This window comes from Acidovorax sp. (genome assembly GCF_021287135.1).
In the GTDB taxonomy this organism is placed as follows: Bacteria; Pseudomonadota; Gammaproteobacteria; order Burkholderiales; family Burkholderiaceae_C; genus Acidovorax.
Genome location: NZ_JAJTBB010000085.1, coordinates 31,086 through 44,636, shown reverse-complemented (window position 1 = coordinate 44,636; position 13,551 = coordinate 31,086). Strand labels below are relative to the sequence as shown.

General features: G+C 68.9%; 9 protein-coding genes. 8 read left to right on the top strand and 1 reads right to left on the bottom strand.

Going from position 1 to position 13,551, the window contains the following annotated elements:
• Positions 1 to 51 precede the first annotated feature (51 nt).
• Both LWW96_RS19845 and mdoH read left to right on the top strand, forming a co-directional pair.
• The gene (locus tag LWW96_RS19845) at positions 52 to 1,623 is read left to right on the top strand and encodes a glucan biosynthesis protein G (RefSeq protein ID WP_291489589.1); all 1,572 of its coding nucleotides are present in this window, start codon (positions 52 to 54) and stop codon (positions 1,621 to 1,623) included.
• Positions 1,596 to 3,599: a glucans biosynthesis glucosyltransferase MdoH gene (mdoH, locus tag LWW96_RS19840; RefSeq protein WP_291489588.1), complete on the top strand. Its 2,004-nt coding sequence runs from the start codon at positions 1,596 to 1,598 to the stop codon at positions 3,597 to 3,599. Before LWW96_RS19845 ends, mdoH begins: the two co-directional genes overlap by 28 nt.
• 140 nt (positions 3,600 to 3,739) lie before the next feature.
• Here mdoH and ffh read toward each other — a convergent pair whose 3' ends face one another.
• Entirely contained in the window at positions 3,740 to 5,119 is a 1,380-nt protein-coding gene (gene ffh / locus LWW96_RS19835; protein ID WP_291489587.1) for a signal recognition particle protein, read from the bottom strand.
• Between the two features lie 99 nt (positions 5,120 to 5,218).
• Here ffh and ccsA point away from each other — a divergent pair, with 99 nt between their 5' ends.
• The 6 genes from ccsA (at position 5,219) to LWW96_RS19805 (ending at position 13,525) form a co-directional block, all read left to right on the top strand.
• A complete protein-coding gene (ccsA, locus tag LWW96_RS19830) occupies positions 5,219 to 6,016 on the top strand; it encodes a cytochrome c biogenesis protein CcsA (protein ID WP_291489586.1) in 798 nt (265 codons plus the stop codon).
• Entirely contained in the window at positions 6,013 to 6,240 is a 228-nt protein-coding gene (locus LWW96_RS19825; protein ID WP_291489585.1) for a PP0621 family protein, read from the top strand. Before ccsA ends, LWW96_RS19825 begins: the two co-directional genes overlap by 4 nt.
• A gap of 69 nt (positions 6,241 to 6,309) precedes the next feature.
• Positions 6,310 to 7,986 (top strand): HAMP domain-containing sensor histidine kinase, encoded by a 1,677-nt coding sequence (locus LWW96_RS19820; protein ID WP_291489584.1) that lies wholly within the window; start codon positions 6,310 to 6,312, stop codon positions 7,984 to 7,986.
• Between the two features lie 11 nt (positions 7,987 to 7,997).
• Positions 7,998 to 9,536 carry a sigma-54 dependent transcriptional regulator gene (locus LWW96_RS19815; RefSeq protein ID WP_291489583.1) on the top strand — a complete coding sequence of 513 codons (1,539 nt, stop codon included), beginning with the start codon at positions 7,998 to 8,000 and terminating at the stop codon, positions 9,534 to 9,536.
• Positions 9,520 to 10,161, top strand: a complete 642-nt coding sequence (gene ampD, locus LWW96_RS19810; protein ID WP_291489582.1) for a 1,6-anhydro-N-acetylmuramyl-L-alanine amidase AmpD — start codon at positions 9,520 to 9,522, stop codon at positions 10,159 to 10,161. The genes LWW96_RS19815 and ampD overlap by 17 nt, the downstream gene beginning before the upstream one ends.
• A 418-nt stretch (positions 10,162 to 10,579) precedes the next feature.
• Positions 10,580 to 13,525, top strand: coding sequence for a ribonucleoside-diphosphate reductase subunit alpha (locus LWW96_RS19805; protein WP_291489581.1), 2,946 nt, complete (start codon positions 10,580 to 10,582; stop codon positions 13,523 to 13,525).
• Positions 13,526 to 13,551 lie beyond the last annotated feature (26 nt).

The following is a 13,551-nucleotide window of genomic DNA, read 5'->3' as shown; positions in this document are numbered from 1 at the left end:
TGATTTCAAAGCGCTTTTTGAACCTGGCACAGGGTTTGCCCTGGGTCAGGCATGCAAGCTGTTTTCTCCCGTCTCCTGCGCCCGCGGCGCCTGCTGGCACGGCCCGCCTGGGCGGTGGCCCTGGTGCTGTGGACCGGCGCCACGGCCCATGCGCAGGGCTTTGATTTCGAGAGCGTCACGCGCCTGGCCCGCGAGCGTGCGGCCCAGCCGTACCGCGCAGCCAGCGACAAACTGCCGGCCGACCTGGCGCGGCTGGACTACGACGGCGTACGCGACATCCGCTGGCGGCCCGAACGGGCGCTGTGGCGCGCCGAGAAGCTGCCCTTCGAGGCCATGTTCTTCCACCTGGGCCTGTACCAGAAGGAGCCGGTGCTGATCAACGAAGTCACGCCCCAGGGCGTGCGCCACGTCGCCTACGACCGGGCCGACTTCGACTACGGCAAGAACACGCTGAACCCCAAGGCCTGGGGCGACCTGGGCTTTGCGGGGTTCCGCCTGCACAACCACCTCAACACCAGCGCGTACAAGGACGAGCTGGTGGTTTTTCAGGGCGCCAGCTATTTCCGTGCCCTGGGCAAGGGCCAGCAATACGGGCTGTCGGCGCGGGGCCTGGCCATCGACACCGTGGGCGGCCGCGGCGAAGAGTTTCCGCGCTTCACGGAGTTCTGGCTGGTGCGCCCGGAGCCGCTGGCCACCCAGGTGACGGTGTACGCGCTGCTGGACTCTCCCCGCGCCACCGGCGCCTTCCGCTTCGACATCCAGCCGGGCGTGCACACCACCACCACGGTGCGCAGCCGGATCTTCGTGCGCCCGGGCGCCGGCAAACCCATTGCCACCCTGGGCATCGCGCCGCTGACCAGCATGTTCTTCTTTGGCGAGAACCAGCCGCGCAAGGAGGATTTCCGGCCGGAGGTGCACGACTCCGACGGCCTGATGGTGGCCACGGGCGAGGGCGAGTGGCTGTGGCGCCCGCTGCAAAATCCGCAGCAGACGCTGGTGACCTCGTTCGCCACCAAGAACCCCAAGGGCTTCGGGCTGATGCAGCGCGACCGCCAGTGGTCCAGCTACGAGGACGTGGAAGCCCGGTACGAACGCCGGCCCAGCGCCTGGGTGCGGCCGCTGCACGACTGGGGTGCGGGCCGGGTGGAACTGGTGCAGCTGAACACGCCCGATGAAACCCACGACAACATCGTCGCGTACTGGGTGCCCGCCCAACTGCCGGCCCCCGGCCAGCCGCTGGAGTTTGCCTACGAGCTGAGCTGGCAGGGCGATGAGCAGCAGCGCCCGCCTGGCGCCTGGACCACGCAGTCGCGCCGCGGCATGGGCTACACCAAGCAGAGCCCCGACGCCCTGCGCCAGCAGGCGCAGTACGTGATCGATTTCGACGGCCCCGCGCTCAAGGCCCTGCCGGAGAACGCCCCCGTGCAGGCGGTGGTGAGCAGCGATGCCAACGGCAAGGTGCTGGAGAGCATCGCCTACCGCAACGCCGCCACCGGGCAGTGGCGCATGACCGTTCGTGTGCAGCGTCTCAAGGCCGACCGGCCGGTCGAGCTGCGCGCCTTTCTTCAACACAACAACCACGCTGTGAGCGAAACATGGACACACATCCTTCTTCCCGAGTGAGCTCCGCCTCCACGGGCCGGCGCAGCGCCTTGCGCGAGGAGCGCCACCCCAACTCCGTGACCGCCCCGCCGCTGCACCGCGGCTCCATGGTCCCCGTGCCATGGCGCGGCTTCTGGAACAGCCTGGGCACGGCCGTGCTGCTGCGGCTCACGGGCCGCCGCACTGGCGCAGACGGCGCCTCGGCCGCCGCCGCTGCGCCCGCCGAACCCTGGCAGCGCGCCGCACGGCAGCGCCGGTGGACGTTTGCGCTGCTCACGGTGCTAGCCACGGCGCTGGCCAGCACCTTGTTTGCCGCAGTCCAGCCCGACTACGACAACGCCTGGCTGGGCTACGGCCAGGTGGCCCTGTTCGCGCTGCTGTCGGCCTGGGTCGTCACCGGCTTCCTCACCGGGCTGATGGGGTTCTGGGTGATGCTGCGGGGCGACCGGCACGCCCTGACAGCGCGCAGCGTGTTGGAGCACGAGCTGCCCGCGGACGCGCGCACCGCCATCATCATGCCGATCTGCAACGAAGACGTGGCCACGGTCTTCGCGGGCCTGCGGGCCACCTGCGAATCGGTGGCCTCCACCGGCCACGGCGCCACGTTCGACGTGTTCGTGCTGTCCGACAGCTACGACCCCGCCATCGTTCGCGCCGAGCGCGCGGCCTGGGAGGCGCTGCGCACCGCGCTGGCGCAGCACGCGCAGCAGCCGCAGGTGCAGGTGTACTACCGGCTGCGCGCGCGCCGCACGCACCGCAAGGCGGGCAACGTGGCCGACTTCTGCCGCCGCTGGGGAAAGGACTACCGCTACATGGTGGTGCTGGATGCCGACAGCGTGATGAGCGGCGACTGCATCGTCTCCATGGCCAAGCTGATGGAAGCGCACCCCACCGCCGGCATCATCCAGACGGCCACCCAGGCCATCGGCCACGTCACCCTGCACGCGCGGGCGCAGCAGTTCGCCTCGCGCGTGACCGGGCGCCTGTTCACGCTGGGCATGCAGTACTGGCAGCTGGGCGAGTCCCACTACTGGGGCCACAACGCGATCATCCGCGTGGCGCCGTTCATGCAGCACTGCGCGCTGGCGCCCATCCAGGGCAAGGGGGGCCTCGCGGGCGGCATCCTGTCGCACGATTTCGTCGAAGCCGCGCTCATGCGCCGCGCGGGCTACCACGTGTGGCTGGCGGCCGACCTGGTGGGCAGCTACGAACAGCAGCCGCCCGACCTGCTGGCCGAACTGCAACGCGACCGCCGCTGGTGCCAGGGCAACCTGCAAAACGCCCAGCTGGTGGCCGAGCCCGGCATCCATGCCGTGCACCGCACCATGTTCCTGACCGGCGCCATGGCCTACCTGTCGGCCCCGCTGTGGCTCGCGTTCCTCACGCTGGGCACGGCGCTGTGGCTTTCGGGCGCGCGGCTGGTGGCCGACTGGCATGTGCTGCCGGCCGAGCTGCTGTCGCTGTGGGCCTGGACGCTGTGCCTGTTGTTCCTGCCCCGCGCGCTGGGCGTGGCCGCCGTGTTCATGCGCCGCGAGCAGCAGCAGTACGGCGGCGGCTTCAGCCTGCTCAAGAGCGCCGCGCTGGAAAGCGTGCTGGCCATCCTGCAGGCGCCGATCCGCATGCTGGCGCACTCGCTGTTCGTGCTGATCGCCCTCACGGGCCTGAAGCTGGAATGGAAGTCGCCCCCGCGCGAAGCGCAGGCGGTGCCCTGGCGCCACGCCGTGCGCCAGCTGGCCCCCATGAGCGCCGTCATCGGCCTGCTGGCCCTGGGCGTGGCCGCCATCGACAGCAGCGCGCTGCTGTGGCTCATGCCCGTGGGCCTGCCGCTGGCCCTGGCCATTCCGCTGGCCGTGCTCACCAGCCAGATCGCGCTGGGCCAGTCGCTGCGCGCGCGGCGGCTGCTGCTGATCCCCGAAGAGTCCTGGTCGCCCCCGGTGCTGCGCCGCGCCTGGCTCCACGCGAGCCGGTTCGCGGCCCCGGCGCTGAAGGCGGCGTGACCCCAAGCACGGGCCAGCCGGCGGGCACGCCCCGCGCACCATGCAAAAGAGCCGGCACATGCCGGCTCTTTTTTGCTCATATTTTGATAGCTGCTAGCGCTTATTCGACGGGCGCTAGATGCCAAAAAGGCTTGAAATATTCAGAACGGCATCTTGGGCATGCCGCCGCCGCCCAGGCCTTTCATGCCGCCCATGCGCTTCATCATCTTCATGAGGCCGCCGCCCTTCATCTTCTTCATCATGCCCTGCATCTGCTCGAATTCCTTGAGCAGGCGGTTGACCTCCTGCACCTGCACGCCCGCACCACTGGCGATGCGCTTTTTGCGGGTGGCCTTGATGAGCTCGGGCTTGCGGCGCTCCAGCGGCGTCATGCTCTGGATGATGCCTTCCTTGCGGCGGATGTCCTTCTCGGCCTTGTCCATGTCCACGGCGCCGGCCTTGGCCGTGAGCTGCGCCGGGAGCTTGTCCATCAGGCTGGACAGCCCGCCCATCTGCTTCATCTGCTGGATCTGGGCCAGGAAGTCGTTCAGGTCAAAGCCATCTCCGCTTTTGACCTTGGCCGCCAGCTTCTGGGCGGCCTCCAGGTCCACCCCGGCCGTGACCTGCTCCACCAGGGCCACGATGTCGCCCATGCCCAGGATGCGGCCGGCGTGGCGCTCGGCGTCGAACACTTCCAGCCCGTCGATCTTCTCGGACACGCCCGCAAACTTGATGGGCGCGCCGGTGATCTGCCGCACCGACAGCGCCGCACCGCCGCGTGAGTCGCCGTCGAGCTTGGTCAGCACGATGCCGGTGAGGGGCAGCGCCTCCTTGAAGGCACGGGCGGTGTTGATGGCGTCCTGGCCCTGCATGGCGTCCACCACGAACAGGGTCTCCACCGGGTTCAGCGCGGCGTGCAGGTCCTTGATTTCCTTCATCAAGGCTTCGTCGATGGCCAGGCGGCCGGCCGTGTCGACCAGCAGCACGTCGAAATAGTGCTTGCGCGCGTAGTCGAGGGCGGCCTGGGCGATGTCCAGCGGCTTCTGGTCCGGGGTGCTGGGGAACCACTCGGCGCCGGCCTGCCGGGTCACGGTCTTGAGCTGCTCGATGGCGGCGGGGCGGTAGACGTCGCCGGACACCGTGAGCACCTTCTTCTTGCGCTTTTCAATCAGGTGCTTGGCCAGCTTGGCCGTGGTGGTGGTCTTGCCCGCCCCCTGCAAGCCCGCCATCAGGATCACCGCCGGCGGCTGCGCCGCCAGGTTGATGTCCGAAATGCCCTCGCCCATGGTCGCGGCCAGCTCGCGGTTGACGATGGACACCAGCGTCTGCCCCGGCTTGAGCGAGCCCAGCACCTCCTGGCCCAACGCCTTGTCCTTGACGCGGGCGATGAAATCGCGCACCACGGGCAGCGCCACGTCCGCCTCCAGCAAGGCCATGCGCACCTCGCGCAGCATGTCCTGCACGTTGGACTCGGTGATGCGGGCCTGGCCGCGCATCTCCTTGACGAGGCGCGTGAGTTTGTCGGTAAGGGCGGAGGCCATAAAGAGAGTTCCGGTGTTGCCTGCGCAGCGTCAACGCGGCGGTTGCGGGCGCAGGCCGCCAAGGGCTGGCGGTGGGGCTGAAAGGCTAAACTGTCAGCCATGATTTTACCGAGTAGCTCTCCCATCAGCTGGCTGTTGGCCCTGGCCGCTGCCCTGGCATATGCCGTGCCCGCCGCGGCCGCCCGGCAGCTGGGCGCGGCAGCCGCGCGCAATGCGCTGCTGGTGGCCTGGGTGCTGCACGGCGCCGTGCTGGTATGGGGCCTGTGGGGCGAGGCGCCCCGCTTTGGTTTTGCCCCCGCGCTGTCGATGACGGCCTGGCTCGTGCTGACGGTCTACGCGGTGGAGCGGCAGCTGTTCCCGCAGATGCAGTCCCGCTGGGTCCTGGCGTCGCTGGGCGCGCTGGCCATCGTGCTGGCCCTGCTGTTCCCCGGCCAGCCGCTGCATGTGAGCGCCTCGGCCTGGCTGCCGCTGCACCTGGCCCTGGGGATTGCCTGCTACGGGCTGTTTGCCGCCGCCGTCGTGCACGCTTGGCTCATGACCCGCGCGGAGCAGCGCATCCGCCACGCCGAAGACCCGCACAGCGGCATTCCCCTGCTCACGCTGGAACGCCTGACCTTCCGCTTCGTGACCGCGGGCTTCATCCTTCTGACCGCCACCCTGCTGGCCGGATGGCTGTTTGGAGAAACGCTGTACGGAAAGGCCTGGCGCTGGGACCACAAGGCCGTGTTCTCCCTGCTCTCGTGGATCACGTTCGCGGGCCTGCTCCTGGGGCGCGCGCGGTTCGGCTGGCGCGGGCGCAGCGCCGTGCGGGTGCTGTACACCGGCTCGGCGCTCCTGCTGCTGGCCTACGTGGGCTCGCGCTTTGTGCTGGAAGTCGTCCTGGGGCGCAGCGCATGAAATACCTGGTGCTGCTGGCGGTGCTGGCCGTGGCCTATGGCCTGTGGCGCAACCGCCGCGCCAAGGATGCGCCCGTGCAGCGCGCCCGGCCGCCGGCCCCGGCGCTGCCCCAGGCCATGCTGGCCTGCGCACACTGCGGCGTGCACATTCCCCAGGCCGACGCCCTGATGGCCGGCAACCGCCCCTACTGCTGCGCGGAGCACCGCGCGCGCGGACCCGCCTGAGCCCGGGCCTGGAACCGGCGCCGCCCTCCACCGAGCTTTTTCTCCTCCTCTTTCCAGCTTCGCGCTCCTATGCCTCTGGCAGACACCCCTTTCTTGCGGCTGTGGCGCGGGTTCCTGACCGGCCGCGTGATGGTGGCGCTGGCGCTGGTGGTGCTGCAGGGCGTGGGCCAGGCCGTCAACCAGGCCACCGAGCCTGCCGTGCTGGGCGTGTGCGTGGCCTACCTCGGGGCCACGGTCGTGCTGCGCGTGCTGGGGCGCAACCGTCCGCCCGCGCCGCACACCGGCCCGCACTGGCTGCTCTCCATCGGGGTGGATCTGGCGGCCATCTCCGCGCTGCAGTTGCTGCACGCGGGCAGCATGAACTACACGCCGCTGTTCGGCCTGCCCATCCTCATGGCAGCCGTGCTGGGCTCGCTGACGCTGGCCCTGGGCACCACGGCGGCGGTCACCCTGCTGCTGCTGGGCTGGGCCGCCTGGCTGGCCACCGGTTCCACCGGCGACGATGCGCCCCGCTACCTGCAAAGCGCGCTGACCGGCACCGGCTATTTCATCGTGAGCTACCTGGTGCACCAGCTGGCCAGCCGGCTGGCGCGGGAGCAGGAACTGGCCCAGCAAAGCCAGATGGCCGCCCGCGTGCAGGCGCAGGTCAGCGCGCTGGTGATCCAGAACCTGACCGATGGTGTGCTGGTGGTGGACGAAAGCGATACCGTGCGCATCGCCAACCCGGCAGGGCTGCAGCTGCTTGCTGCCGGGTCCGCGCCCGAGCTGCCTCTCTCCCTGGTGGCGCAAGCCCCCTGGCAGCCTCTGGTCATCCTGGCGCGCCGCACGTTCCGGCAGGAGCAGCCACAGACCGCGGACATCGACCTGCTGCACCCGGGACAAAGCCCGACCGGCCTGCATGTGCGGACCTGGCTCACCTCCACCCGCGAGGCCGCGCGCCAAGCCCGGACCGAACGGCTGTGCGTCATGTTCCTGCACGACCTGCGCGAGATGGAAGCGCGGCTGCGCACGGAAAAGCTCGCCGCCATGGGCCGCATGTCGGCGGCCGTGGCGCACGAGATCCGCAACCCGCTGGCGGCCATCGTGCAGGCCAATGCCCTGCTGGAGGAAGACCTGCAGGACCCGGGGCAGAAGCGCCTGACCCACATGGTGCAGCAGAACGCGGACCGCCTGGCGCGCATTGCCGAAGAAGTGCTGGACATCGCCCGCGTGCAGCACCAGATCAGCCATGCGCCCGCCTCCACCCTGGCGTTGGACGAGGCCGTGGCCCTGGTCTGGAACGACTGGCAGGCGCAAGACCCCGCGCGCCGCCGCGCCGTGGTGAGCCTGGACGCGAGCGGGGTCCAGGTCGAGTTCGACACGGAGCACCTGCGGCGCGTGCTCGTGAACCTGCTGGACAACGCATTGCGCTACATGGGCCAGGAGCCGGACTCCCTGCGGGTGACCACCCGCACCTCGGCGTCGGGCCAGGCCAGCCTGCAGGTCTGGAGCGACGGCGCCCCCATGGATAAATCGGTGGAGCGCCACCTTTTCGAGCCCTTCTTCTCATCCGAAAGCCGCTCCAGCGGCCTGGGCCTGTACATCTGCCGGGAGCTGTGCCAGCGCCACGGGGCCTCCATCAGCTACCAGCGGCTGACCTTGAGCACCCCGCGCGGCGACATCGGGGGCAACGCCTTCACGGTGGGCTTTCGCCGCACGACCCGTCCCACCGACGCCGCCACGCTGTTTGACACCATCGTGGTCTGAAACCTTTTGCCATGAACGCACCAGCCGCCTCCATCCTCGTCGTGGACGACGAACCCGATCTGCGCACCCTGTACGAACTGACGCTCCTGCGCGAGGGCTACCGCGTGGAGACCGCGTCCAACCTGCAGGAAGCGCGCGACCAGCTGCAGGCCCAGCGTTTCGACGCGGTCATCACCGACATGCGCCTGCCCGACGGATTCGGCATGGAACTGCTGCAGGACCTGCGCGAGCAGCAGCGCCGCGAGCGCTGCGTGGTCATGACGGCCTACGGATCGGCGGAGAACGCGGTGGAGGCCTTGCGCTCCGGCGCCTTCGACTACCTGACCAAGCCGGTCGACCTCAAGCAGTTCCGCTCGGTGGTCGCGTCCGCCGTGCAGGGCACCGGGGGCGTGCCCCCACCGCGGGCGGCCCGCACCGGCGGCATGCAGGGGCGGCAGGCCAGTGCTGCGGTGGAGTCACCCGCGGCCGGCACCGCCCTGGACCGGCTGGTGGGCACCTCCGAAGCCATCCTCAACGTCAAGCAGCGCGTGGCCAAGGTGGCCCGCGGCATGGCGCCCGTGCTGATCCACGGCGAGTCGGGCACCGGCAAGGAACTGGTGGCCCAGGCGCTGCACGCGAGCAGCCAGCGGGCCGATGGCCCGCTGATCGCCGTGAACTGCGGCGCCATTCCAGAAAATCTCCTGGAGGCCGAGTTCTTCGGCGCGCGCAAGGGCTCCTACACCGGGGCCACCCAGGACCGCGACGGCTACTTCCAGGCGGCCCGTGGCGGCACGCTGTTCCTCGACGAAATCGGCGACCTGCCGTTGGCGATGCAGTCCAAGCTGCTGCGGGCCATCCAGGAGCGCAGCGTGCGCCCCCTGGGCTCCACCCAGGAGGAGACGGTGGACGTGCGCATCGTCAGCGCCACGCACCGCGACCTCGCGGCCGACGTGCAGGCGGGCCGTTTCCGCCAGGATCTGTACTACCGGCTCAACGTCATCGAGATCGTGATTCCCCCCTTGCGCGAGCGCCGCGAAGACTTGCCGGTGCTGTGCGCCGCCTTGCTCGCGCGCATTGCCCACGAGTCCGGCGTGCCCGTTCCCGCGCTGTCCGACCAGGCCCTGCGGGCCCTGGCGGCCCACCCGCTCACCGGCAACGTGCGGGAGCTGGAAAACCTGCTGCACCGCGCCGTTGCCCTGAGCGATGGCGACGAACTGCACATCGACTGGCCGAGCGGGACGGGGACGGCCGAGCCCGCCGAGCCGCGCTCCCCCGCCGGGATGGCGGTGAACGCGCCGCCCCTGCCGTACCCGGCCGAGCTGCCACCCGGCCTGCCCGCCGCAGTGGCGGCCAGCAACCCCGGCAGCACGGTGCCGCTGCCCAACGATTTGCAGGCCTGGCTGGACCATCAGGAGCGCGACATCCTGGTGCGCGCCCTGCGCGAGTCGGGCTTCAACCGGACCGCCACGGCGGCGCGCCTGGGCATCAGCCTGCGGCAGATCCGCTACCGCATCGCGCGGCTGAACATCGCCGTCCCCAACGACCAGGATGCGCATGACGACGCCGGCTGACGCAGCGATGCCCGCCGCGAGGCCATGGCACAGTGGTTGGCAGGGCGGATGGCTCCGCGGCGCCACCCGGCTCGACTCCCCCAACCACGGCACCCGCCCCGTGGCTGCAGCCTCTGCCGTCGACCTCATCGTGGTCCATTCCATCAGCCTGCCGCCCGGCGAATACGGAACCGGCGCGGTACAACAATTGTTCACCAACACCCTGGACTGGGACGCCCATCCGTACTACCAGGGCATCCGCGGGCTCCAGGTCTCTGCCCATTTTTTCATCGAACGCTCGGGGGCTGTGTGGCAGTTCGTGGATTGCGACCTGCGGGCCTGGCACGCCGGCCAGTCCTCGTACCGCGGGCGCAGCCAGTGCAATGACGATTCAATCGGCATCGAACTGGAGGGACTGGAAGGCGGCCCGTTCGAGCCCGCCCAGTACCAGGCCCTGGCCCGCCTGTGCCAGGACATCCAGCAGCGCTACCCCATCGCGCACATCGCCGGCCACGAGCACATTGCCCCGGGCCGCAAGCAGGACCCCGGCCCCGGCTTCGACTGGGCGCGGCTGCAAGCGGCCCTGCAGTGGCCGGCCCACCGCTTTCCTGCCACGGTCCGGCCCTTCTTCCCGGCACAGCACTAAACGAAACTCCAACTCGGGACCCTCGGGATCCTCCGCACGAATCGTCGCGCCGGGTGTCGCGCCCGCGCCGCGCTCCGGATTTTTTCTTTGTGCAACCGCACAAAACGCTGCGTCCAGATGGCACGCCGCTTGGCAGGGCAAACACGCCGGCAAAGCCTGTGCTGGCGCGGGTCGGGCGGCGATTTTTCAGTCGTGCCGCGGCCTGGCGCACGGCCCGGCGGCGCCCTTCAGGCGCCTGGTACAAGCTGTTTCGCTTTTTCGGGGTGCCGGGGGCGGTACACTACCGGTAGTGTCTTGAATGCATCGGACACACCATATATAGTGTGCGCCAGACCACCGCTCGCCGCAGCCCACCGCGGCATGGCGGCCCGCAGTCCGCGCGCACTTCCCCCAGACAGCCCAAAGAAGAGGACTCCCCATGCAAGCTGGTTTGAACACGCCTTCCACCGCCCATGCCACCCCCACGGAGGCGCCCGCCGCGCCCTCCGACGCGTCCACCGCAGCCAACTCCCTGGCGCATTACCAGATCATTCGGCGCAACGGCGCGGTGGTGCCCTTTGAGCCGCAAAAAATTGCGGTGGCCCTGATGAAGGCCTTCCTGGCAGTGCATGGAACCCAGGGTGCTGCGTCCGCCAGCGTGCGGGAAGTCGTGGACCTGCTGACCCACAACGTGGTGCGTGCCCTGGTCCGCTCGCGGCCCGCAGGCGGCACGTTCCATATCGAAGACGTGCAGGACCAGGTGGAGCTGGGCCTGATGCGCGGCGAACACCATGAGGTGGCCCGCGCATACGTGCTGTACCGGGAGCGCCGTACCCAGGAACGTGCACGCCAGGTGGAGCAACAGGCGCAGGCGCAGTCCGCCCCCCAGCTGCATGTGCTCGACGGCGGCCAGCGCGTCGCACTGGACCCCCAGCGCCTGCAGACGCTGATCGAGTCGGCCTGCGTGAACCTGGGCGCAGACGTCAAGGCCGAGCCCATCGTGGCCGAGACCATGCGCAACCTGTACGACGGCGTGCCCATGGAAGAGGTCTACAAGGCCTCCATCCTCGCGGCGCGCACGCTGATCGAAAAGGACCCGGACTACACCTACGCCACGGCCCGGCTGCTGCTGCACACCATCGTGCGCGAGGTGCTCGGCCGTGAAGTGCCCCAGGCCGCCATGGGCGAGGCCTATGTCAGCTATTTCCCCGAGTTCATCCAGAAGGGCGTGGACAACGAGCTGCTGGACAAGCGCTTGCTGCAGTACGACCTGCAGCGCCTGGGCGCGGCCCTGAAGGCCGACCGTGACCTGAAGTTTGACTACCTGGGCCTGCAAACGCTGTACGACCGCTACTTCCTGCACGTCAAGAAGACCCGCATCGAACTGCCCCAGGCGTTCTTCATGCGCGTGGCCATGGGCCTGGCCCTGAACGAGAGCGACCGCGAAGGCCGCGCCATCGAGTTCTACGAAGTCCTGTCGTCGTTCGACTTCATGTCCAGCACACCCACGCTGTTCAACAGCGGCACCTTGCGCTCCCAGCTGTCCAGCTGCTACCTGACCACCGTGCCGGACGACCTGGACGGCATCTACGAGTCCATCAAGGAGAACGCGCTGCTGTCCAAGTTCGCGGGCGGCCTGGGCAACGACTGGACCCGCGTGCGCGCCCTGGGCTCGCACATCAAGGGCACCAACGGCGAATCGCAGGGCGTGGTGCCCTTCCTCAAGGTCGTCAACGACACGGCCGTGGCCGTGAACCAGGGCGGCAAGCGCAAGGGCGCCGTCTGCACGTACCTGGAAACCTGGCACCTGGACATTGAGGAGTTCCTGGAGCTGCGCAAGAACACCGGCGACGACCGCCGCCGCACGCACGACATGAACACGGCCAACTGGATCCCCGACCTGTTCATGCGCCGCGTGATGGAAAAGGGCACCTGGACGCTGTTCTCCCCCTCCAACGTGCCCGACCTGCACGACCTGTTCGGCGCCGAGTTCGAGAAGGCCTACGTGGCCTATGAAGAGAAGGCCGCCCGGGGCGAGATCAAGCCGTCCAAGACCGTGCAGGCCACGGACCTGTGGCGCAAGATGCTGACCATGCTGTTCGAGACCGGGCACCCCTGGATCACGTACAAGGACGCCTGCAACGTGCGCTCGCCCCAGCAGCACGCCGGCGTGGTGCACTCCTCCAACCTGTGCACCGAGATCACGCTGAACACCAGCGACACCGAAACCGCCGTGTGCAACCTCGGCTCGGTCAACCTGCTGCAGCACCTGAAGAACGGCCAGATCGACCACGAGAAGCTCAAGAAGACCGTGACGGTGGCGATGCGCATGCTCGACAACGTCATCGACATCAATTACTACGCAGTCAACAAGGCCCGAGACTCCAATCTGCGCCACCGCCCGGTGGGCCTGGGCCTCATGGCCTTCCAGGACAGCCTGTACGAACTGCGCATCCCTTACGCGTCGCAAGAGGCCGTCGAATTTGCCGACCGCTCGATGGAAGCCATCTGCTACTACGCCTACTGGGCTTCCACCGAACTGGCCCGCGAACGGGGCCAGTACTCCAGCTACAAGGGCTCGCTGTGGGACCGCGGCATCCTCCCGCTGGACACGCTCGACCTGCTGGCGCAAGCCCGCGGCGGCTATGTGGAAGTGGACCGCTCCGCCACGCTCGACTGGGATGCCCTGCGCAAGAAGATCGCCCAGGACGGCATGCGCAACTCCAACTGCGTGGCCATTGCGCCCACCGCCACGATCTCCAACATCATTGGCGTGGACGCGTCGATCGAGCCCTCGTTCGGCAACCTGTCCGTGAAGTCGAACCTGTCGGGCGAGTTCACCGTGATCAACGGTTGCCTGGTGCGCGACCTCAAGCGCCTGGGCCTGTGGGATGACGTGATGATCATGGACCTGAAGCACTTCAAGGGCTCGCTGCACTCCATCGACCGCGTTCCCCAGGACGTCAAGGCCCTGTACTCGACCGCCTTCGAGGTGGAGCCCCGCTGGCTGGTCGAGGCCGCATCGCGCCGCCAGAAGTGGATCGACCAGGCCCAAAGCCTGAACATCTACATGGCCGGCGCATCGGGCAAGAAGCTTGACGACACCTACAAGCTGGCCTGGGTGCGCGGCCTGAAGACCACCTACTACCTGCGCACGCAAAGCGCCACCCACGTGGAGATGAGCACGGTAAACACGCGCCAGCTCAACGCGGTCTCCTCGGGCCACGACGGCGGCGCGGCAGCACAGGCCGCAGCGCCGGCCCAGGCCCAGCCCAGCGCTCTGGAAGCCGCGGCTGCGGCGGCAGCAGCGCAAGCTGCGGCACTGCCCGCCACCGACATCAAGTTCTGCGCCATCGACGACCCCACCTGCGAAGCTTGCCAATAAAGGTTTCGCCCGCGACGCACCGGGTG

Bases quoted from the DNA above. Each gene is read 5' to 3' on its own strand.
- LWW96_RS19845 (WP_291489589.1), top strand. From the start codon at position 52: ATGCAAGCTGTTTTCTCCCGTCTCCTGCGCCCGCGGCGCCTGCTGGCA.
- LWW96_RS19815 (WP_291489583.1), top strand. From the start codon at position 7,998: ATGAACGCACCAGCCGCCTCCATCCTCGTCGTGGACGACGAACCCGAT.
- ccsA (WP_291489586.1), top strand. From the start codon at position 5,219: ATGATTTTACCGAGTAGCTCTCCCATCAGCTGGCTGTTGGCCCTGGCC.
- mdoH (WP_291489588.1), top strand. From the start codon at position 1,596: ATGGACACACATCCTTCTTCCCGAGTGAGCTCCGCCTCCACGGGCCGG.
- ffh (WP_291489587.1), bottom strand. From the start codon at position 5,119: ATGGCCTCCGCCCTTACCGACAAACTCACGCGCCTCGTCAAGGAGATG.
- LWW96_RS19805 (WP_291489581.1), top strand. From the start codon at position 10,580: ATGCAAGCTGGTTTGAACACGCCTTCCACCGCCCATGCCACCCCCACG.
- LWW96_RS19825 (WP_291489585.1), top strand. From the start codon at position 6,013: ATGAAATACCTGGTGCTGCTGGCGGTGCTGGCCGTGGCCTATGGCCTG.
- LWW96_RS19820 (WP_291489584.1), top strand. From the start codon at position 6,310: ATGCCTCTGGCAGACACCCCTTTCTTGCGGCTGTGGCGCGGGTTCCTG.
- ampD (WP_291489582.1), top strand. From the start codon at position 9,520: ATGACGACGCCGGCTGACGCAGCGATGCCCGCCGCGAGGCCATGGCAC.